We start from the raw sequence: 18,373 nt of genomic DNA, 5'->3' as shown, positions 1-18,373 counted from the left end.
TGTAAGAGCGAAACCGCCAGTGGCGACACCCGAAGAAACGGATATGCTCCCGACCCGCCAGTGGCGACACCCGAAGAAGCGGATATGCTCCCGACCCGCCAGCGGCAACACCCGAAGCAACGGATATGCTCCCGACCCGCCAGCGGCAACACCCGCAGCAACGGATATGCTCCCGACCCGCCAGCGGCAACACCTGCAGCAACGGATATGCTCCCGACCCGCCAGCGGCAACACCCACAGCAACGGATATGCCCCCAATCCCAAGAGCAAAACCCCCAAACCCCAGATACAAAAACGCCCGGCATAAACCGGGCGTTCTGTATTGACTTGATTAACGAGCGCGGTAAGTAATGCGCCCTTTGCTCAAGTCATAGGGCGTCAGCTCGACGCGCACTTTGTCACCGGTAAGAATACGAATGTAGTTCTTGCGCATCTTGCCGGAAATATGCGCGGTTACGACGTGCCCATTTTCCAACTCCACACGAAACATGGTGTTGGGCAGGGTGTCGACGACAGTGCCTTCCATTTCGAAGCTGTCTTCTTTCGACATGCAGTAAAGCCCTCGGTATCCAATGAATGGCCCGGTGCAACTGCGCCAGGCAAAAGCGGCGTGCATTGTGCCCGAAAAATGGGGTTTACGCCAAGGGGTTTAGGGCTTGCGATTAGTTGAGGACGACCCAGCGCTGATTAATCAGCAATTCGATAGGGCGATATTGGGTCTTGTAGTTCATCTTTTTGCAGTTTTTGATCCAGTAACCCAGGTACACCGCCTCAAGCCCCAGGCGCCGGCTCTCGGCGATCTGCCAGAGGATGGCGAAGCGGCCAAGGCTGCGGCGTTCTTCGGCGGGTTCGTAAAAGGTGTAGACCGCCGAGAGGCCGTTAGGCAGCAAATCGGTCACGGCCACGGCGAGTAACCGTCCGTCGAGACGAAACTCGTAGAAGCGCGAGAAAGGCAAGTCGCGCACCAGAAACGTCGAGAATTGATCGCGGCTCGGCGGGTACATGTCGCCGTCGGCGTGGCGCTGTTCGATGTAGCGTTGGTAGAGATCGAAATATTCTTCGCTGAATTGCGGCTTGGCCGGGCGTACCTGCAGATCGGCATTGCGCTTGAAAATGCGCTTCTGCTGACGATTGGGGACGAACTGCGCCACCGGAATGCGCGCAGGCACACACGCATTGCAGTTCTGGCAATGAGGTCGATACAGATGGTCGCCGCTGCGACGAAAGCCCATTTCCGACAGGTCTGCGTAGACATGCACATCCATGGGCTGACTCGGATCGAGAAACAGGGTCGTGGCCTGCTCCTCAGGCAGATAACTGCAAGAGTGAGGCTGAGTGGCATAAAACTTCAAACGCGCCAACTCGGTCATGATCAACCCTCGGGATAAGCTGGTGAATTAAGTGTAAGCCACGCGCGCAAAAGTCGCTCAGCAAACCCAGGTGGCGCGATTGGGTTGATCCAGATGGCGTGCCAGATAGTTTGCAAATTCCCGGCGGGGAATAGCGCGGGCGCCGAGGCTGTGCAGATGATCGGTCGGCATCTGGCAGTCGATCAGCACAAAGCCTGCGTCTTTCAGATGCCGCACCAGTGTGGCAAAGCCATACTTGGAAGCATTATCGGCGCGGCTGAACATCGATTCACCAAAAAATAATCGGCCCATGGCCAGGCCATAAAGGCCGCCGACCAGTTTGCCGTCATCCCATACTTCGACCGAATGGGCGAAGCCGCGTCGGTGCAATTCGACGTAGGCGTCCTGCATGGCTTCGGTGATCCAGGTGCCGTCAGCGTAATCGCGGGGTGCGGCGCAGGCGCGGATCACGGCTTCAAAGTCCTGATCGAAGGTGACCTGATAGCGTTCCTTGCGCAGCAATTTGCCCAGGCTGCGCGAGACATGCAGCTCGTCGGGAAACAGTACGGTGCGGGGATCCGGTGACCACCAGAGAATCGGCTGCCCTTCGGAAAACCACGGAAAACAGCCATGGCGATAAGCCTGAGTCAGCCGATCGGCGGACAAGTCACCGCCTGCGGCGAGCAATCCGTTGGGGTCGCGCATGGCCTTTTCCAGCGGCGGAAAAGTCAGGGAGTTGCGTTGTAACCAAGTCAGCATGGCATCCAGGCTTGCAGAAGGGGAGGGCGGCGCGGGCTGTTCGGCCCGCGATAAAGTGTGCCGTTAAATGACAGGAATGTCGTCCAGATACTTCTCTGCATCGAGCGCGGCCATGCAGCCGGCACCCGCCGATGTCACGGCCTGGCGATAGACATGGTCGGCGACGTCGCCGGCGGCAAACACGCCGGGAATCGCGGTGAACGTGGCGTCGCCGTCGTTGCCGCCCTTGATCAGCAGGTAGCCGTCGCGCATCGGCAACTGGCCCTCGAACAGGTCGGTATTGGGTTTGTGGCCGATGGCAATGAACACGCCGGCCAGCGCCAGTTCACGGGTTTCGCCAGTGTGGCTGTCACGCAGGCGGGCGCCGGTGACGCCGCTGGCATCGCCGAGCACTTCGTCGAGATTCTGGTTCCAGTGCAGGCGCACGTTGCCGTTGGTGGCTTTGTCGAAGAGTTTGTCCTGAAGGATTTTCTCCGAGCGCAGTTTGTCGCGGCGATGGATCAGGTGCACCTCTTTGGCGATGTTCGACAGGTACAGCGCTTCCTCGACGGCGGTATTGCCGCCGCCCACCACGGCGACCACCTGATTGCGATAAAAGAACCCGTCGCAGGTCGCACAGGCGGACACGCCCTTGCCGGCGAACGCTTCTTCCGATGGCAGGCCGAGGTATTGCGCCGAAGCGCCGGTGGCGATGATCAGGGCGTCGCAGGTGTAGGTGCCGCTGTCGCCGATAAGCTCGAACGGGCGCTGCTGCAACTTGGCGGTGTGGATGTGGTCGTAAACGATCTCTGTGGCAAAGCGTTCGGCGTGTTTCTGCATGCGCTCCATCAGCGCCGGGCCGGTGAGGCCTTCGACGTCGCCTGGCCAGTTGTCGACTTCGACGGTGGTGGTGAGTTGGCCACCCGCCTGCAGGCCGGTGATGACCACGGGTTTGAGGTTGGCGCGGGCGGCGTATACGGCGGCGCTGTAGCCGGCCGGGCCGGAGCCGAGAATGATCAGGCGTGAATGCTTCGCTGCGTTCATCAAATACACCTCATAAGCCTTTGTCACAAAAGGTAATGCATGCTCAAATTGAACCGCAGGTTTTGTCGGCTTGGCTATGCTCAACACTGGGGTTTGAAGCATGGCATCAGGCGCACAAACCCGTACAATGCCGGGCTGTTACAGAATATTCGCCGCGCGCCGTGTTTATAAAACCCTGAGCGCAGTGTTAAAAGTAGTCTCAGTTGCACCCGTTAACTTTTTTACCTGCCTGGATTGGGCAGTTTTTTATCGTCATTCAATAGATGGACGCGCCTCGGCGCAGGAAAAGTAGCGTTTTGAAGAAATCCACCGAAGCACCAAAAACAGTCGTTCCGCTCTGGCGCCAACAGTTGCACTACCGGCTCAAGGAAGGTGCATTGATCGCCATTGGCGCTCTGTGTCTGTTCCTGATGATGGCGTTGCTGACCTACGGCAAGGACGATCCGGGCTGGAGCCACAACAGCAAGATCGACGACGTGCAGAATTTCGGTGGCCCGGCGGGTTCCTACAGCGCCGACATCCTGTTCATGGTGCTCGGCTACTTCGCCTACATCTTTCCGTTGCTGCTGGCGATCAAGGCGTATCAGATCTTCCGTCAGCGTCACGAGCCGTGGCAGTGGAGTGGCTGGCTGTTCTCCTGGCGCCTGATCGGTCTGGTGTTTCTGGTGTTGTCCGGTGCCGCGCTGGCGCACATTCATTTTCATGCCGCGACCGGTCTGCCGGCCGGTGCCGGTGGCGCACTGGGTGAAAGCCTTGGCGACCTGGCGAAGAACGCCCTGAACATCCAGGGCAGCACGCTGCTGTTCATTGCCTTGTTTCTGTTTGGCCTGACCGTGTTCACGGACTTGTCGTGGTTCAAGGTAATGGACATCACCGGCAAGATCACCCTCGACCTGTTCGAACTGTTCCAGGGCGCGCTCAATCGCTGGTGGTCGGCGCGTACCGAACGCAAGCAACTGGTGGCGCAACTGCGTGAAGTCGATGACCGCGTCCACGATGTGGTCGCACCGACGGTGACTGACAAGCGTGAGCAGGCCAAGGTCAAAGAACGCCTGATCGAGCGTGAGCAAGCCCTGAGCAAGCACATGTCCGACCGCGAGAAACAGGTTCCGCCTGTCATCGCCCCGGCACCGGCCAAGGCGCCGGAGCCGAGCAAGCGTGTGCAGAAAGAGAAGCAGGCGCCGTTGTTCGTCGACAGCGCCGTCGAAGGCACTTTGCCGCCGATCTCGATTCTTGATCCTGCGGAAAAGAAACAACTCAATTACTCGCCGGAATCCCTGGCGGCGGTCGGCCACCTGCTGGAGATCAAGCTCAAGGAGTTCGGCGTTGAGGTCACAGTGGATTCGATCCACCCGGGCCCAGTGATTACCCGTTACGAAATCCAGCCTGCTGCCGGGGTAAAAGTCAGCCGCATCGCCAACCTCGCCAAAGACCTTGCACGTTCCCTGGCCGTGACCAGCGTGCGGGTGGTTGAAGTGATTCCGGGCAAGACCACGGTCGGTATCGAGATCCCCAACGAAGACCGGCAGATCGTGCGCTTCTCCGAAGTGCTGTCGACGCCTGAGTACGACAACTTCAAGTCGCCGGTTACCCTGGCGCTGGGCCACGACATCGGCGGCAAACCGGTGATCACCGACCTGGCGAAGATGCCGCACTTGCTGGTGGCCGGTACCACTGGTTCCGGTAAATCGGTGGGTGTGAACGCGATGATCCTGTCGATCCTGTTCAAGTCCGGCCCGGAAGACGCCAAGCTGATCATGATCGACCCGAAAATGCTCGAACTGTCGATCTACGAAGGCATCCCGCACTTGCTCTGCCCGGTTGTGACCGATATGAAAGACGCCGCCAACGCCCTGCGCTGGAGCGTGGCTGAAATGGAGCGTCGTTACAAACTGATGGCGAAGATGGGCGTGCGCAACCTGTCCGGCTTCAACGCCAAGGTCAAGGAAGCCCAGGACGCCGGCGAGCCGTTGAGCGATCCGCTGTACAAGCGCGAAAGCATCCACGACGAAGCGCCACTGCTGCAGAAGTTGCCGACCATCGTCGTGGTCGTGGACGAATTCGCCGACATGATGATGATCGTCGGCAAGAAGGTAGAAGAACTGATCGCCCGTATCGCCCAGAAAGCGCGTGCGGCCGGTATTCACTTGATCCTCGCCACCCAGCGGCCATCGGTTGACGTGATCACCGGCCTGATCAAGGCCAACATTCCGACCCGTATGGCGTTCCAGGTGTCGAGCAAGATCGACTCCCGGACCATCATCGACCAGGGCGGCGCCGAACAACTGCTCGGCCACGGTGACATGCTCTACATGCCGCCGGGCACCAGCCTGCCGATCCGGGTTCACGGCGCGTTCGTTTCCGACGATGAAGTGCACCGTGTGGTCGAAGCGTGGAAACTGCGTGGCGCGCCGGAGTACAACGACGACATCCTCAACGGTGTCGAAGAGGCGGGCAGCGGCTTTGAAGGCAGCAGCGGCGGTGGCGACGGCGATGATCCTGAAGCTGACGCGCTGTATGACGAAGCCGTACAGTTCGTGCTGGAAAGCCGCCGCGCCTCGATTTCCGCCGTGCAGCGCAAGCTGAAGATCGGCTACAACCGCGCCGCCCGGATGATCGAAGCCATGGAAATGGCCGGCGTCGTCACCTCGATGAACACCAACGGTTCACGTGAAGTCCTGGCCCCGGGCCCGGTACGCGACTGATTGCAAACGCAAGAGGCGGAACAATGATGTCCCGCCGCTCTCCCAACGAGTATTCAAGAGGACTCCCATGCGTCTTTTCCGCATGCTGCTGCCAGTACTGGCTCTGACCACACTCACGGCCCACGCCGATGACAAGGACGTGGCTCGTTTGACCCAATTGCTGGAAACATCCAAGACCCTGACTGCAAACTTCTCGCAGCTGACCCTCGACGGCAGCGGTACGCAGTTGCAGGAAACCACCGGCGACATGACCCTGCAGCGTCCGGGTCTGTTTTACTGGCACACTAATGCGCCAGCCGAGCAGACCATGGTCTCCGACGGCAAGAAAGTCACCCTGTGGGACCCGGATCTTGAGCAAGCCACCATCAAGAAGCTCGACGAGCGCCTGACCCAGACCCCGGCACTGCTGCTGTCCGGTGACGTGTCGAAGATCAGCCAAAGCTTCGACATCAGCGCGAAAGAGGCGGGTGGCGTGATCGACTTCACCCTTAAGCCGAAAACCAAGGACACCCTGTTCGATAGCCTGCGCCTGTCGTTCCGCAACGGTCTGGTCAATGACATGCAACTGATCGACAGCGTCGGCCAGCGCACCAATATCCTGTTCACCGGGGTCAAGGCTAACGAAGCCGTGCCAGCCTCGAAGTTCAAGTTCGACATCCCCAAGGGTGCCGATGTAATCCAGGAATAAACTGTATCGCCCTTTGGTCGGGGAGCTTTTGTGGCGAGGGGATTTATCCCCGTCCGGCTGCGTAGCAGTCGTAAAACCATTGCGCTCGGTAGGCCTGATGCACCGAAATTGCAGGTCTTGGGGCCGCTTCGCAGCCCAACGGGGATGAATCCCCTCACCACAGGGTTTACCAACAGGCTTCAAAAAATCAGAGGTTTCAACGCTACGTGATGGATCTGTTTCGCAGTGCACCGATTGCCCAGCCACTGGCCGCGCGTTTGCGCGCGACCAATCTGGATGAGTACGTCGGTCAGGAGCACGTGCTCGCTCGCGGCAAGCCTCTGCGTGAGGCGCTGGAGCAGGGTGCCCTGCATTCGATGATCTTCTGGGGGCCGCCGGGCGTGGGTAAAACCACCCTGGCGCGGTTGCTCGCGGAGGTCTCCGATGCGCACTTCGAAACGGTTTCGGCGGTACTCGCCGGGGTCAAGGAGATCCGTCAGGCCGTTGAAATCGCCAAGCAGCAGGCCGGTCAGTACGGCAAGCGCACGATTTTGTTTGTCGATGAAGTGCACCGCTTCAACAAATCCCAGCAGGACGCGTTCCTGCCCTACGTTGAAGACGGCACGCTGATTTTCATTGGCGCCACCACCGAAAACCCTTCGTTCGAACTCAACAACGCCTTGTTGTCGCGGGCCCGCGTCTACGTGCTGAAAAGCCTCGACGAAGCGGCGCTGCGCAAACTGGTGCACCGCGCGCTTACCGAAGAGCGCGGCCTCGGTAAGCGCAACCTGACGCTCAACGACGAAGGCTTCCAGATGTTGCTGTCGGCCGCCGATGGCGATGGCCGGCGTCTGCTCAATCTGCTGGAAAACGCCTCGGACCTGGCCGAAGACGACAGTGAGATCGGCACCGAACTCCTGCAAAGCCTGCTCGGCGACACCCGTCGGCGTTTCGACAAGGGCGGCGAAGCGTTCTACGACCAGATCTCCGCACTGCACAAATCGGTGCGTGGCTCCAACCCCGATGGCGCGCTGTACTGGTTCGCGCGGATGATCGACGGCGGTTGCGATCCGCTGTATCTGGCCCGGCGCGTGGTGCGCATGGCCAGCGAAGACATCGGCAATGCCGACCCGCGCGCGCTGAGCCTGTGCCTCGCGGCGTGGGAGGTGCAGGAACGGCTCGGTAGCCCGGAAGGCGAGTTGGCCGTGGCCCAAGCCATCACTTATCTGGCTTGCGCGCCAAAAAGCAACGCGGTGTACATGGGCTTCAAAACGGCCCTGCGCGCCGCCGCCGAACACGGCTCGCTGGAAGTGCCGCTGCACCTGCGCAATGCGCCGACCAAACTGATGAAGCAATTGGGTTACGGTGACGAATACCGCTATGCCCATGACGAGCCCGACGCCTACGCCGCCGGCGAAGATTATTTTCCGGAAGAGCTCGACCCGATCCCGTTCTATCAGCCGGTGCCCCGTGGCCTCGAATTAAAGATCGGCGAAAAGCTCAACCACCTCGCTCAACTCGACCGTTTAAGCCCAAGACAGCGGAGAAAATAGTGCTTCCATTGATCGTTGCGGTCTCCGCCGGCGGGGTTGCCGGCACCTTGTTGCGCTTTGCGACGGCCAATTGGGTCAACGCCAATTGGCCGCGGCACTTCTATACCGCGACGCTGGCCGTTAATATCGTGGGCTGTCTGTTGATTGGCGTGTTGTACGGCCTGTTTTTGATACGCCCGGAAGTACCGATCGAGGTGCGTGCCGGGTTGATGGTCGGCTTCCTCGGGGGGCTGACGACTTTTTCATCCTTTTCACTGGATACGGTGCGCCTGCTGGAAAGCGGGCAGGTGCCGCTGGCCCTGGGCTATGCGGCACTCAGCGTATTCGGCGGGCTGCTCGCGACGTGGGCTGGCCTGTCTTTGACCAAACTTTGATAACGAGAAACCGACATGCTCGATTCCAAACTGTTACGTAGCAACCTTCAGGACGTAGCGGACCGCCTGGCTTCCCGTGGCTTTGCCCTGGATACCGCGCGCATCGAAGCGCTGGAAGAACAGCGCAAGACCGTCCAGACCCGCACCGAAGCACTGCAGGCTGAGCGTAACGCGCGTTCCAAATCCATCGGTCAGGCCAAGCAGCGCGGCGAAGACATCGCGCCGCTGATGGCGGACGTCGAGCGTATGGCGGGCGAACTGAGTGCCGGTAAAGTCGAGCTGGACGCGATCCAGACCGAACTGGACTCGATCCTGCTGGGCATTCCGAACCTGCCGCACGAATCCGTACCGGTCGGCAAAGATGAAGACGACAACGTCGAAGTGCGCCGCTGGGGCACCCCGACGACTTTCGATTTCGAAGTGAAAGACCACGTGGCCCTGGGCGAGAAGTTTGGCTGGCTCGACTTCGAAACCGCCGCCAAGCTGTCGGGCGCACGTTTCGCCCTGCTGCGCGGCCCGATTGCGCGTCTGCACCGCGCACTGGCGCAGTTCATGATCAACCTGCACGTCAACGAGCACGGCTACGAAGAGGCTTACACGCCTTATCTGGTTCAGGCGCCGGCGCTGCAAGGCACCGGTCAGTTGCCGAAGTTCGAAGAGGATCTGTTCAAGATCGCCCGCGAAGGCGAAGCCGATCTGTACCTGATCCCGACCGCCGAAGTGTCGCTGACCAACATCGTGGCCGGTGAAATCGTCGATTCGAAGCAGCTGCCGATCAAGTTCGTTGCGCACACCCCGTGCTTCCGTAGCGAAGCCGGTGCATCGGGTCGTGACACCCGTGGCATGATCCGTCAGCACCAGTTCGACAAAGTTGAAATGGTGCAGATCGTCGAGCCGTCGACGTCGATGGAAGCGCTGGAAGGCCTGACCGCCAACGCCGAAAAAGTCCTGCAACTGCTCGGCCTGCCTTATCGCACGCTGGCGCTGTGCACTGGCGACATGGGCTTCAGCGCGGTCAAGACTTACGATCTGGAAGTGTGGATCCCGAGCCAGGACAAGTACCGTGAAATCTCGTCGTGCTCCAACTGCGGCGACTTCCAGGCCCGCCGCATGCAGGCGCGTTTCCGTAACCCGGAAACCGGCAAGCCTGAGCTGGTGCACACCCTCAACGGTTCCGGCCTGGCGGTGGGTCGCACCCTCGTTGCGGTACTGGAAAACTACCAGCAGGCCGACGGTTCGATCCGTGTGCCGGACGTGCTGAAGCCGTACATGGGTGGCCTTGAGGTCATCGGCTAAATGAAATATCTGCCGCTGTTTCACAACCTGCGCGGCAGTCGTGTGTTGGTCGTCGGTGGGGGGGAAATTGCCTTGCGCAAATCCCGCCTGCTGGCCGATGCCGGTGCGCTGCTGCGGGTGGTCGCACCTGAAATCGAATCGCAATTGCGCGAACTGGTCACCGGCTCGGGTGGCGAATGCCTGTTGCGCGGTTACGTCGAAGCGGATCTGGACGGTTGCGGGCTGATCATCGCCGCCACCGACGATGAGACGCTGAACGCACAAGTCTCCAGCGATGCTCATCGACGTTGCGTGCCAGTCAACGTGGTCGACGCGCCGCAATTGTGCAGCGTGATCTTCCCGGCGATTGTCGACCGTTCGCCGCTGATCATCGCGGTGTCCAGCGGCGGCGATGCGCCAGTGCTGGCGCGGCTGATCCGCGCCAAGATCGAAACCTGGATTCCATCGACCTACGGGCAGTTGGCCGGACTCGCCGCACGCTTCCGTAATCAGGTAAAAAGCCTGTTTCCGGATGTGCAGCAGCGTCGCGGGTTCTGGGAAGACGTATTCCAGGGGCCGATTGCTGACCGGCAACTGGCCGGGCAGGGCGCCGAGGCTGAGCGCCTGCTGCAGGCCAAGATCGATGGCGAAGCGCACATCACCACCGGAGAGGTCTATCTGGTGGGCGCCGGGCCGGGTGATCCGGACTTGCTGACGTTCCGTGCTCTGCGCCTGATGCAGCAAGCTGACGTGGTGTTGTACGACCGCTTGGTCGCTCCGGCGATTCTCGAGTTGTGCCGTCGCGACGCCGAGCGTGTCTACGTTGGCAAACGTCGCGCCGATCACGCGGTGCCGCAGGATCAGATCAACCAGCAACTGGTCGATCTGGCCAAGGCCGGCAAACGCGTCGTGCGCTTGAAGGGCGGTGATCCGTTCATCTTCGGCCGTGGCGGCGAAGAAATCGAAGAACTGGCGGCCCACGGTATTCCGTTCCAGGTCGTGCCGGGCATCACGGCGGCCAGCGGTTGTGCGGCGTATGCCGGGATTCCCCTGACCCATCGTGACTATGCGCAGTCCGTGCGCTTCGTTACCGGACATTTGAAGGACGGTTCCACCGATCTGCCATGGGCCGACCTTGTCGCCCCGGCGCAGACGCTGGTGTTCTACATGGGCCTGGTGGGGTTGCCGGTTATTTGCGAGCAGTTGATCAAGCACGGTCGTGCGGCGAATACCCCGGCAGCGCTGATTCAGCAGGGCACCACGGTCAATCAGCGAGTCTTTACCGGCACGCTGGCAGACTTGCCGCGCCTGGTGGCGGAGCATGAAGTCCATGCGCCGACGCTGGTCATCGTCGGTGAAGTGGTGCAACTGCGCGAAAAACTGGCGTGGTTTGAAGGGGCTCAGGCGCAAGTCTGAACACCGAGTCGCCCCATTCGCGAGCAGGCTCGCTCCCACATTGGATCTGTGTCGTTCACAAATCCCCTGTAGGAGTGAGCCTGTTCGCGATGAGGCCCTCTAAAATCACACAAACTTCAGATCAACCCCTACGCCAAACCCCTTTGCCAGCCAACCGAGCCCGATCATGGGCAGCAGTGAAATCCTGAGCCGGCCCCTTCGGCACAATCCCCGTCGGGTTGATGGTCTTGTGACTGCCGTAGTAGTGGTGCTTGATGTGCTGGAAGTCCACGGTCTCGCCAATCTCCGGCATCTGATACAGCTCACGCAACCAGTTCGACAGGTTCGGGTAATCGGCAATCCGCCGCAGGTTGCATTTGAAGTGCCCGTGATACACCGCGTCAAAACGGATGATCGTGGTGAATAGGCGAATGTCCGCTTCAGTCAGGTATTCGCCGCTTAAATAACGGTTGGTACCGAGCACTCGCTCCAGATGATCCAGTTCGGCAAACACCTCAGCGAAGGCTTCTTCATAAGCCTGTTGCGAAGTCGCGAACCCGGCACGATACACGCCGTTGTTCACTGCCGGATAAATCCGCTCGTTCAACGCATCGATCTCGCCGCGCAATGGCGCCGGATAGAAATCCAGCTCATTGCCGGTCAAATCATCGAAAGCGCTGTTGAACATGCGGATGATTTCTGCCGATTCATTGCTGACGATGCGCTTGAGCTTTTTATCCCACAACACCGGCACGGTGACGCGCCCGGTGTAATCGGCGGTGTCAGCGGTGTAGCGCTGGTGCATGAAGTCGAAACCGTCGAGTTTGTCGCCGGTCGAGCCGAGCGACTGATCGAACGTCCAGCCGTTTTCCAGCATCAGCCAGCTCACGACCGAGACATCGATCAGACTTTCCAGGCCTTTGAGTTTGCGCAGGATAAGGGTGCGATGCGCCCAAGGGCAGGCCAGAGAAACGTAGAGGTGATAACGCCCGGCCTCGGCGGCAAAACCGCCTTCGCCGCTCGGGCCGGGTTGGCCGTCAGCGGTGACCCAGTTGCGACGCTTCGCCTGTTCGCGCTGGAACGCGCCGTCCTTGCTGCTTTCGTACCACTTGTCCTGCCAGCGGCCATCGACTAGCAAACCCATGTTCAAGACTCCTGAGAACCAATAAATCATTGGAGCCGAGTCTATTCCGATGAGTTCGAACAAAAAGCGCAAAGATCGGGCGCGAATGATCGGTTAAATCGATTTGTCCCGGGCGGCCCAGTATTGCTCGGCGGTTTCGAAGGCTTGTTCGCGGGTTTGACCGAGGCCGCGTAACGCCAGGGCCATGGTCGCAATCAGGGCCATTTGCGGATAGCTGTCGACTACATCGCCGCGCCACACGGCTTTCAGATGCTCGACATCCAGCGATGAAGGTTTGACGTGGCGTTGCGCCGACAACTGCGGCCATTCCTCGTCCCAGCTTGCGCCGCCGGTGGTGCCGTAGAGGTGGCTGGTGGCATCCGGGTTGATCTCGATTTCGCCGCCGTCGCCCTTGACCACAATCGCGGTATCACCGAGCAAACCGCTGGCATCGCGGTGCACGGCCTGATAGCCGGGATGGAAAATGCTTTGCAGCCCGCAGCGAGCGCTCAACGGATTAAGAATCCGCGCCAGCGAATGGATCGGCGAGCGCAGGCCCAATGTGTTGCGCAAGTCGATCATGTTTTGCAGCTGTGGCGCCCAGTCCACCAGTGGCATGAATGCCAGACCGCCGTTGTCCAGCGCAGCGCCGGCCTGTTGCCAGTTGCGACACAATGGGATGTTCAACTCGCCGAGCAACTGCTCGCTGTACAGACGCCCGGCGGTGTGAGCGCCGCCGCCGTGCATGAAAATCCGCACACCGTTCTGCGCCAGGCATTTAGCGGCCAGCAGATACCACGGCAGATGCCGCTTCTTACCAGCGTATGTCGGCCAGTCCAGATCGACGTTCAGTGCCGGCGCCTGCAAGCGTTCGCGCAGGGCTTCGGTGAAACCAGCCATTTCCTCGGCGCTTTCTTCCTTGTGCCGCAGCAACATCAGAAAGGCTCCGAGCTGGGTATCCTCGACCTTGTCGTCGAGCACCATGCCCATGGCTTCGCGAGCCTCTTCGCGAGTGAGGTCGCGCGCACCGCGCTTGCCCTTGCCGAGGATCCGCACGAATTGGGCGAACGGATGTTCGGCAGGCGTTTCGAGGGTCAGCGCTGGATAATCGGTCATAAGCAATTCGTCGGTTTGGGCAGGCCCGCCAGTTTCGCGGCGAGTTTGGCAGGGGTGCCTTTGAACAGTCGGTTCAGATGCAGGCTGTTGCCTTTGTCCGGGCCAAGTTTCAGCGCGGTGTACTTGATCAGTGGGCGCGTGGCCGGGGACAGCTGGAATTCGGCATAGAAGCTGCGCAGCAATTCGAGGACTTCCCAGTGATCGTCGGTCAGTTCGATGTCTTCGGCGGCGGCGAGGGCGCCGGCGACGTCACGGGACCAGTCGCTGAGGTCGACCAGAAAGCCATCCTTGTCCAGTTCAATGGCGCGGGCGCCGACGGTCATGGAATTCATAGCCAGCTGTTGACCTTATCGTGGTGGATCGACAGTTCGACGAAGGCCGGGTAATCGATGGCGTCGGCCCAGTCCGGCACCTGCACGGCACGCGCCTGCGCATCTTCGGCCAGCACCCAGAGTTTGAGCTGGCGGCTTTGCAATGCCGTGAACGGCGCCGTACCGGGTTGCAGGGCATAAACAGCGTCACCGGACAGCAACAACGCGTCGACACTGCCGATCAGGCGCAGACAACTGTCCAGGCGATCATCGCCGAACGGGGAATGAGACAACACATGCAAAGTCGACATCAGAGGGTGATCACCTGGTCGTAACGGTCAATAAGGGCGGTGATTTCGTGCGCGGCGAGCGGCTGCGCTTCGGCCAGCGACAGGTTTTTCAGCCCTCGGCTGCCGGCGCTGTCGGCGCAATAGAACAACTCTTCAACTCCGAACATCGGCAGCGCCTGCAGGTTGGCGCTCAGGTCTTTCTGCTGCAAGGCCTTGGCGTTTTGCCCGGCGGCCAGTTGCAGCACGCCGTCATCAAGAAACAGCAGGCCGATGGGCAGGTCGAACGCGCCACCGGCCAGCACGATGTCCAGCGCTTCACGGGCACCGGGGCCGGACCAGGGCGACTGGCGGCTGATGATCAACAAGGACTTGGCCATTTTATGCGCCTCCGAAACAGATCAGGCGGTCGGCATCTTGCACCGCATCATGCAACTGACCGAGGCCGGACAATTCCCACGGTGCGCTGACCGAAATCGCGTCACGCTGGTAGCGCTTGGCTTCTTCCGCGTTCAAGGCACCACGGCGCAGGGCGGCGGCGATGCACACCACGCCGTCCAGTTGCTGCTCGGTAATGAACGCGCGCCATTGTCTGGGCAGGTCGAGTTCGTCCTGCGGGGTGACCACGGCGTCGGAGGCGTTGTAGACCCCGTCCTGATAGAAAAACAGCCGGACAATCTCATGCCCACCGGCCAGCGCAGCCTGCGCAAACAGCAGAGCGCGGCGCGAGGAGGGCGCATGGGCGGCGGAAAACAGCGCGATGGCGAACTTCATGACGGACTCGATCAGCAAAACTGTGGGCATGATAAAGCTTTATCGGCGCTGCCGCGAAACCCGTGTTGCTCGCATGCTCCAAGTCAGATTGATCAAGGCTCGATGCCATAGAGGTCGCAGTACTCCAGCCAATCCATCCCGGCCATTTCCGCCACTTCACGATGCACCTCCAGTCGCTGCGCCTGATAGTCCTCAGGCGAGTCGGCGGTGAGTTGCAACGTCAGTTCCCAGGCAAACAGACCCAGCCTTTCCGCTTCGGCCTCGAAGGCTTCGTGCAGGCGTTCCTCGCGGTATTGTGCCTGGGTTTCGCCTTTGGCCTGAGCCAGCAAAGGATTGAGGTGGTCGAGGGTTTCACGCAGTTCGGGACGTGCGTCGAGAAACAGTTTCAGGGCGTGTTCATGTCGCTGGTCGGTAGGCGCCATGGGGTTTCCTTGTGAGGCAGAGGGGGTCAGATTGCCGCAGCGGCCTGCGCGTGTCGCGCTATAAATGCAGTAAAGCAGAACGAATCTGGCCGCTGCGGTGATACAGTCCGCTTTTTTCTGAATGAGCGAATGCAATGCGAATGCTGATGGTAGCGCTGGCCGCAACCGTGTTGGCCGGTTGCGCAGGTTCGGTGATGAACGATGCGCGCAGCCAAACGCCGTACAAAACCCTGATGTCGGACAAGCCTGAAAAAGTCGTCGCCCAGTGCGTGCAATTCGCCTGGCAGGACGAAGCGGTTTTCGGCGTCGATGCGGCGGCGTATCTGGAGGCCGGGCAGAAGGGCGGCTCGACGGTTTACACCCGATCTGCGGAATCGTTCGTCGACGTGACCACCGAGCCTTCGGGTACCGCGTTGAAGTACTACGCGCAAAAGGATGACTTTGTTGCCAAGCGTCGTCTGGCGGCATTGGCCACCTGCCTGTAACGACGCGCGGTCGCGCGTCAGTGCATTGAAGGGCCGGCAGCGTCGGCCTTTTCCCGCCCGAACCGTTCGCGATACACCGAGGGCGGCACGCCCACCACGCTGCGAAACGCCACGCGAAAACTCTCCACGGTTCGATAGCCGCAGCGCTGGGCGATCTGATCGGTGTTGTGCTGCGTGCTTTCCAGCAATTCACGCGCCCGCGCCAGCCGCTCGTGCTGCAGCCACGCCTTGGGCGATTGACCGCTGGCCTCGGTGAAACGGCGCAAAAAAGTACGCTCACTCATCGCCGCTTCACTGGCCAGATCACGCACTTCCAGCGGTTCATGCAAGCGCTCGCGCGCCCACTGCATGATGCGCGACAAATCGCTGCGTGGCGTTGCGCTGACCGGGCTGGGAATGAACTGCGCCTGGCCACCGGTGCGTTGCGGCGACATCACCAGACGGCGGGCGACCGCGTTGGCGATGCCGGTGCCGAAGTCCCGTGCGACCAGGTGCAGGCAAGCGTCGATGCCGGCGGCGCTGCCGGCTGAAGTGATCAATTGCCCGGCGTCGACGTACAAGACGTCGGGGTCCACGGCAATCGCCGGGAAACGCTCGGCCAGTTCTGCGGCGTAACGCCAGTGCGTGGTGGCACCACGGCCGTCGAGCAAACCGCTGGCCGCCAGCACGAACACCCCAGAGCAAATCGACAACAGCCGCGCGCCCCGGGCATGCGCCTGACGTAGCGCGCTGAGCAGTTCCTCGGGTATCGGCGCATGACGGTCGCGCCAACCGGGAATGATGATGGTGCGTGCCTCGGCCAGCAGTTCCAAGCCGCCATCGGCCAGCACCTGAATGCCGCCCGTCGCCCGCATCGGGCCTGGGTCGACAGCCGCAATCGCGTGGCGGTACCAGGGGAAATCGAACTCCGGCCGCGCAAGGCCAAAGACTTCCACGGCAATGCCGAATTCGAAGGTGCAGAGGCCGTCGTAGGCCAGAATTGCGACCAGTCCAGGTGATGGGGGCATTTGGCGGAAAGTTCCCGGTGAGTGTCTTGTGCGCCACTTTAGCCGCAAGCCGTCGCTCGATAAAGTCTGTTCACACCCGATCAGATGAAGGAGCAATACCCATGACCAGCCTTGTTCGCGAAATCCCTGCCGCGCCGTCGGCCATTGCCTTGATGCACTTCACCAATCGCCTGACCTTCGAAACCGATTGTTCCGACGTGTTCAGCAGCCAGGAAGCCGGGAAGGTCGATTTTGTCCTGGTCGATGTGCGTGGCCCGTTGGCGTTCGAGCGCGGCCACGTGCCGGGCGCGATCAATATTCCGACGCGGTTGTTGAGTGCTGAAAGTCTGGCCAGCTACCCGAAAACCACGCTGTTCGTGGTGTATTGCGCCGGCCCGCATTGCAACGGCGCGAACAAGGCAGCGGTGAAACTGGCGGCGCTGGGGTATCCGGTCAAGGAAATGATCGGTGGCGTGACCGGGTGGCTGGATGAAGGTTTTGCGTTGAGTGACGCGCAGATCGCCAAGGCGCCCATCCCGTGCGAATGCTGACCTTCTGAGCCGCGAAGATTTCCCGGAACCAGCATTCCATCAGCTCATTCCTGCCCAATAAGAGAACTTGTCCTACAGCCCTTGCACCACGACGGCGCAGCCCTTGGCCTCGGTCAATCGACTCGCCGTTGTTCTGTAAGTATTTGTCGCTTAAACACAATTTACCCTGTGCGCGGCGCCATAGACTGCCGGCCACTTCGGTTTTTTGCCGTTAAAAGGCCATGACCGAACGCTGAATCGAAAGCTGCCAATAAAAGCCTCCGTACACAGGAGTAATAAATGAAAAAGCTGGTTATGTTCGGTGCCCTGGCACTGTCGATGTTGTCCCTGACCGCCGTGGCCGAAGACGCCAAACCGATCCGCATCGGTATCGAAGCCGGTTACCCGCCATTCTCGATGAAAACCCCTGACGGCAAACTGGCCGGTTTCGACGTGGACATCGGCGATGCGCTGTGTGAGCAGATGAAAGTCAAATGTACCTGGGTCGAGCAAGAGTTCGACGGCCTGATCCCGGCACTGAAAGTGAAAAAAATCGACGCGATCCTGTCCTCGATGACCATCACCGATGACCGCAAGAAAAACGTCGACTTCACCATCAAGTACTACCACACCCCGGCGCGCTTCGTGATGAAGGCAGGCTCCGGCGTGAAAGACCCGCTGGTCGAGCTCAAGGGCAAGAAAGTCGGCGTGCTGCGTGCCAGTACCCACGACCGCTACGCTACCGAAGTGCTGGTGCCAGCCGGAATCGAGCTGGTGCGTTACGGTTCGCAGCAGGAAGCCAACCTCGACATGGTCTCCGGCCGTATCGACGCGATGCTGGCCGACTCGGTCAACCTCAGCGACGGTTTCCTGAAAACCGACGCCGGTAAAGGTTTCGAATTCGTTGGCCCGACCTACGAAGACGCCAAGTACTTCGGCGGTGGTGCCGGTATTGCCGTGCGCAAGGGCGATACCGCCCTGGCTGAGCAATTCAACAAAGCCATCACCGAAATCCGCGCCAACGGCAAGTACAAGCAAGTGCAGGACAAGTACTTCGACTTTGACGTGTACGGCCATTAATACGCCGTAAAAAAAGTGGCCCCGTTTGCGCGGTGGCCACTTTTTTATTGCACGCCAAATGAGATGAAAACCCTGTGGGAGCGGGCTTGCCCGCGAATGCGGTTTACCTTTCGACATGTTCGTTGACAGACACACCGCCTTCGCGAGCAAGCCCGCTCC

General features: G+C 60.4%; 21 protein-coding genes. 9 read left to right on the top strand and 12 right to left on the bottom strand.

The annotated features are described in order from the left end of the window. Window positions 1–331: 331 nt before the first annotated feature. From infA to trxB, 4 genes are all read right to left on the bottom strand, one after another. Window positions 332–550 (bottom strand): translation initiation factor IF-1, encoded by a 219-nt coding sequence (gene infA / locus F2P67_RS22590; protein WP_002553999.1) that lies wholly within the window; start codon window positions 548–550, stop codon window positions 332–334. 112 nt (window positions 551–662) lie between these two features. Next, on the bottom strand, window positions 663–1,370 hold the full coding sequence (locus F2P67_RS22585) for an arginyltransferase (protein WP_166223945.1): 708 nt from the start codon (window positions 1,368–1,370) through the stop codon (window positions 663–665). Between the two features lie 57 nt (window positions 1,371–1,427). After that, window positions 1,428–2,108 (bottom strand): leucyl/phenylalanyl-tRNA--protein transferase, encoded by a 681-nt coding sequence (gene aat / locus F2P67_RS22580; protein ID WP_166223942.1) that lies wholly within the window; start codon window positions 2,106–2,108, stop codon window positions 1,428–1,430. A 63-nt stretch (window positions 2,109–2,171) separates the two neighbouring features. Next, complete coding sequence (trxB, locus tag F2P67_RS22575) at window positions 2,172–3,131, bottom strand: thioredoxin-disulfide reductase (RefSeq protein ID WP_166223939.1); 960 nt, start codon at window positions 3,129–3,131, stop codon at window positions 2,172–2,174. A gap of 263 nt (window positions 3,132–3,394) precedes the next feature. Between trxB and F2P67_RS22570 the strand changes: the two genes are divergently transcribed. The 6 genes from F2P67_RS22570 to cysG all read left to right on the top strand — a co-directional run bounded on the left by F2P67_RS22570 (window position 3,395) and on the right by cysG (window position 11,121). Beyond that, the gene (locus F2P67_RS22570) at window positions 3,395–5,836 is read left to right on the top strand and encodes a DNA translocase FtsK (protein WP_166223936.1); all 2,442 of its coding nucleotides are present in this window, start codon (window positions 3,395–3,397) and stop codon (window positions 5,834–5,836) included. Window positions 5,837–5,903: 67 nt separating this feature from the next. Next, complete coding sequence (lolA, locus tag F2P67_RS22565) at window positions 5,904–6,524, top strand: outer membrane lipoprotein periplasmic chaperone LolA (RefSeq protein WP_166223931.1); 621 nt, start codon at window positions 5,904–5,906, stop codon at window positions 6,522–6,524. Between the two features lie 209 nt (window positions 6,525–6,733). Further along, complete coding sequence (locus F2P67_RS22560) at window positions 6,734–8,056, top strand: replication-associated recombination protein A (RefSeq protein ID WP_166223928.1); 1,323 nt, start codon at window positions 6,734–6,736, stop codon at window positions 8,054–8,056. Continuing rightward, window positions 8,056–8,430: a fluoride efflux transporter CrcB gene (gene crcB, locus F2P67_RS22555; RefSeq protein WP_025109012.1), complete on the top strand. Its 375-nt coding sequence runs from the start codon at window positions 8,056–8,058 to the stop codon at window positions 8,428–8,430. The genes F2P67_RS22560 and crcB overlap by 1 nt, the downstream gene beginning before the upstream one ends. A gap of 15 nt (window positions 8,431–8,445) precedes the next feature. Further along, a complete protein-coding gene (gene serS, locus F2P67_RS22550; protein WP_166223925.1) occupies window positions 8,446–9,726 on the top strand; it encodes a serine--tRNA ligase in 1,281 nt (426 codons plus the stop codon). After that, window positions 9,727–11,121, top strand: a complete 1,395-nt coding sequence (gene cysG / locus F2P67_RS22545; protein ID WP_166223922.1) for a siroheme synthase CysG — start codon at window positions 9,727–9,729, stop codon at window positions 11,119–11,121. 121 nt (window positions 11,122–11,242) lie between these two features. Here the strand turns inward: cysG and F2P67_RS22540 are convergent, their stop codons facing one another. The 7 genes from F2P67_RS22540 to F2P67_RS22510 form a co-directional block, all read right to left on the bottom strand. Further along, window positions 11,243–12,244, bottom strand: coding sequence for a glutathione S-transferase family protein (locus F2P67_RS22540; RefSeq protein ID WP_166223919.1), 1,002 nt, complete (start codon window positions 12,242–12,244; stop codon window positions 11,243–11,245). A gap of 93 nt (window positions 12,245–12,337) precedes the next feature. Then, entirely contained in the window at window positions 12,338–13,339 is a 1,002-nt protein-coding gene (locus F2P67_RS22535) for a glycosyl transferase family protein (protein ID WP_166223916.1), read from the bottom strand. Further along, window positions 13,336–13,671: a TusE/DsrC/DsvC family sulfur relay protein gene (locus tag F2P67_RS22530; protein WP_166223913.1), complete on the bottom strand. Its 336-nt coding sequence runs from the start codon at window positions 13,669–13,671 to the stop codon at window positions 13,336–13,338. The genes F2P67_RS22535 and F2P67_RS22530 overlap by 4 nt, the downstream gene beginning before the upstream one ends. After that, a complete protein-coding gene (gene tusB, locus F2P67_RS22525) occupies window positions 13,668–13,961 on the bottom strand; it encodes a sulfurtransferase complex subunit TusB (RefSeq protein ID WP_166223910.1) in 294 nt (97 codons plus the stop codon). The genes F2P67_RS22530 and tusB overlap by 4 nt, the downstream gene beginning before the upstream one ends. Further along, window positions 13,961–14,317, bottom strand: a complete 357-nt coding sequence (gene tusC, locus F2P67_RS22520; protein WP_166223907.1) for a sulfurtransferase complex subunit TusC — start codon at window positions 14,315–14,317, stop codon at window positions 13,961–13,963. Before tusC ends, tusB begins: the two co-directional genes overlap by 1 nt. Before the next feature lies 1 nt (window position 14,318). Further along, window positions 14,319–14,711 (bottom strand): sulfurtransferase complex subunit TusD, encoded by a 393-nt coding sequence (gene tusD / locus F2P67_RS22515; protein WP_166223904.1) that lies wholly within the window; start codon window positions 14,709–14,711, stop codon window positions 14,319–14,321. A gap of 92 nt (window positions 14,712–14,803) precedes the next feature. Continuing rightward, window positions 14,804–15,133, bottom strand: a complete 330-nt coding sequence (locus F2P67_RS22510) for a DUF6388 family protein (protein WP_166223901.1) — start codon at window positions 15,131–15,133, stop codon at window positions 14,804–14,806. A gap of 134 nt (window positions 15,134–15,267) precedes the next feature. Here F2P67_RS22510 and F2P67_RS22505 point away from each other — a divergent pair, with 134 nt between their 5' ends. Beyond that, window positions 15,268–15,618, top strand: coding sequence for a hypothetical protein (locus F2P67_RS22505; RefSeq protein WP_166223898.1), 351 nt, complete (start codon window positions 15,268–15,270; stop codon window positions 15,616–15,618). 17 nt (window positions 15,619–15,635) lie between these two features. Here the strand turns inward: F2P67_RS22505 and ftrA are convergent, their stop codons facing one another. Continuing rightward, on the bottom strand, window positions 15,636–16,625 hold the full coding sequence (ftrA, locus tag F2P67_RS22500; protein ID WP_166223895.1) for a transcriptional regulator FtrA: 990 nt from the start codon (window positions 16,623–16,625) through the stop codon (window positions 15,636–15,638). Window positions 16,626–16,726: 101 nt separating this feature from the next. On the opposite strand from ftrA, the gene F2P67_RS22495 reads away from it, so the two are divergent. Together F2P67_RS22495 and F2P67_RS22490 are read left to right on the top strand one after the other, a co-directional pair. Beyond that, window positions 16,727–17,155, top strand: a complete 429-nt coding sequence (locus F2P67_RS22495) for a rhodanese-like domain-containing protein (protein WP_166223892.1) — start codon at window positions 16,727–16,729, stop codon at window positions 17,153–17,155. A gap of 279 nt (window positions 17,156–17,434) precedes the next feature. Next, window positions 17,435–18,214, top strand: a complete 780-nt coding sequence (locus F2P67_RS22490) for an ABC transporter substrate-binding protein (RefSeq protein WP_166223889.1) — start codon at window positions 17,435–17,437, stop codon at window positions 18,212–18,214. The last annotated feature ends 159 nt before the right edge of the window (window positions 18,215–18,373 follow it).

The organism is Pseudomonas atagonensis, from assembly GCF_011369485.1.
In the GTDB taxonomy this organism is placed as follows: Bacteria; Pseudomonadota; Gammaproteobacteria; order Pseudomonadales; family Pseudomonadaceae; genus Aquipseudomonas; species Aquipseudomonas atagonensis.
Note: the sequence above shows the minus strand (reverse complement) of the source record. Positions and strands in the feature narration are given on the sequence as shown.

Excerpts from the sequence above, each read along its gene's own strand:
- F2P67_RS22505 (WP_166223898.1), top strand. The coding sequence starts at position 15,268 with ATGCGAATGCTGATGGTAGCGCTGGCCGCAACCGTGTTGGCCGGTTGC.
- tusB (WP_166223910.1), bottom strand. The coding sequence starts at position 13,961 with ATGTCGACTTTGCATGTGTTGTCTCATTCCCCGTTCGGCGATGATCGC.
- cysG (WP_166223922.1), top strand. The coding sequence starts at position 9,727 with ATGAAATATCTGCCGCTGTTTCACAACCTGCGCGGCAGTCGTGTGTTG.
- ftrA (WP_166223895.1), bottom strand. The coding sequence starts at position 16,625 with ATGCCCCCATCACCTGGACTGGTCGCAATTCTGGCCTACGACGGCCTC.
- F2P67_RS22540 (WP_166223919.1), bottom strand. The coding sequence starts at position 12,244 with ATGGGTTTGCTAGTCGATGGCCGCTGGCAGGACAAGTGGTACGAAAGC.
- F2P67_RS22585 (WP_166223945.1), bottom strand. The coding sequence starts at position 1,370 with ATGACCGAGTTGGCGCGTTTGAAGTTTTATGCCACTCAGCCTCACTCT.
- F2P67_RS22530 (WP_166223913.1), bottom strand. The coding sequence starts at position 13,671 with ATGAATTCCATGACCGTCGGCGCCCGCGCCATTGAACTGGACAAGGAT.
- F2P67_RS22535 (WP_166223916.1), bottom strand. The coding sequence starts at position 13,339 with ATGACCGATTATCCAGCGCTGACCCTCGAAACGCCTGCCGAACATCCG.
- F2P67_RS22510 (WP_166223901.1), bottom strand. The coding sequence starts at position 15,133 with ATGGCGCCTACCGACCAGCGACATGAACACGCCCTGAAACTGTTTCTC.
- infA (WP_002553999.1), bottom strand. The coding sequence starts at position 550 with ATGTCGAAAGAAGACAGCTTCGAAATGGAAGGCACTGTCGTCGACACC.
- aat (WP_166223942.1), bottom strand. The coding sequence starts at position 2,108 with ATGCTGACTTGGTTACAACGCAACTCCCTGACTTTTCCGCCGCTGGAA.
- lolA (WP_166223931.1), top strand. The coding sequence starts at position 5,904 with ATGCGTCTTTTCCGCATGCTGCTGCCAGTACTGGCTCTGACCACACTC.
- tusD (WP_166223904.1), bottom strand. The coding sequence starts at position 14,711 with ATGAAGTTCGCCATCGCGCTGTTTTCCGCCGCCCATGCGCCCTCCTCG.
- F2P67_RS22560 (WP_166223928.1), top strand. The coding sequence starts at position 6,734 with ATGGATCTGTTTCGCAGTGCACCGATTGCCCAGCCACTGGCCGCGCGT.
- F2P67_RS22495 (WP_166223892.1), top strand. The coding sequence starts at position 16,727 with ATGACCAGCCTTGTTCGCGAAATCCCTGCCGCGCCGTCGGCCATTGCC.
- trxB (WP_166223939.1), bottom strand. The coding sequence starts at position 3,131 with ATGAACGCAGCGAAGCATTCACGCCTGATCATTCTCGGCTCCGGCCCG.
- F2P67_RS22490 (WP_166223889.1), top strand. The coding sequence starts at position 17,435 with ATGAAAAAGCTGGTTATGTTCGGTGCCCTGGCACTGTCGATGTTGTCC.
- serS (WP_166223925.1), top strand. The coding sequence starts at position 8,446 with ATGCTCGATTCCAAACTGTTACGTAGCAACCTTCAGGACGTAGCGGAC.
- F2P67_RS22570 (WP_166223936.1), top strand. The coding sequence starts at position 3,395 with ATGGACGCGCCTCGGCGCAGGAAAAGTAGCGTTTTGAAGAAATCCACC.
- tusC (WP_166223907.1), bottom strand. The coding sequence starts at position 14,317 with ATGGCCAAGTCCTTGTTGATCATCAGCCGCCAGTCGCCCTGGTCCGGC.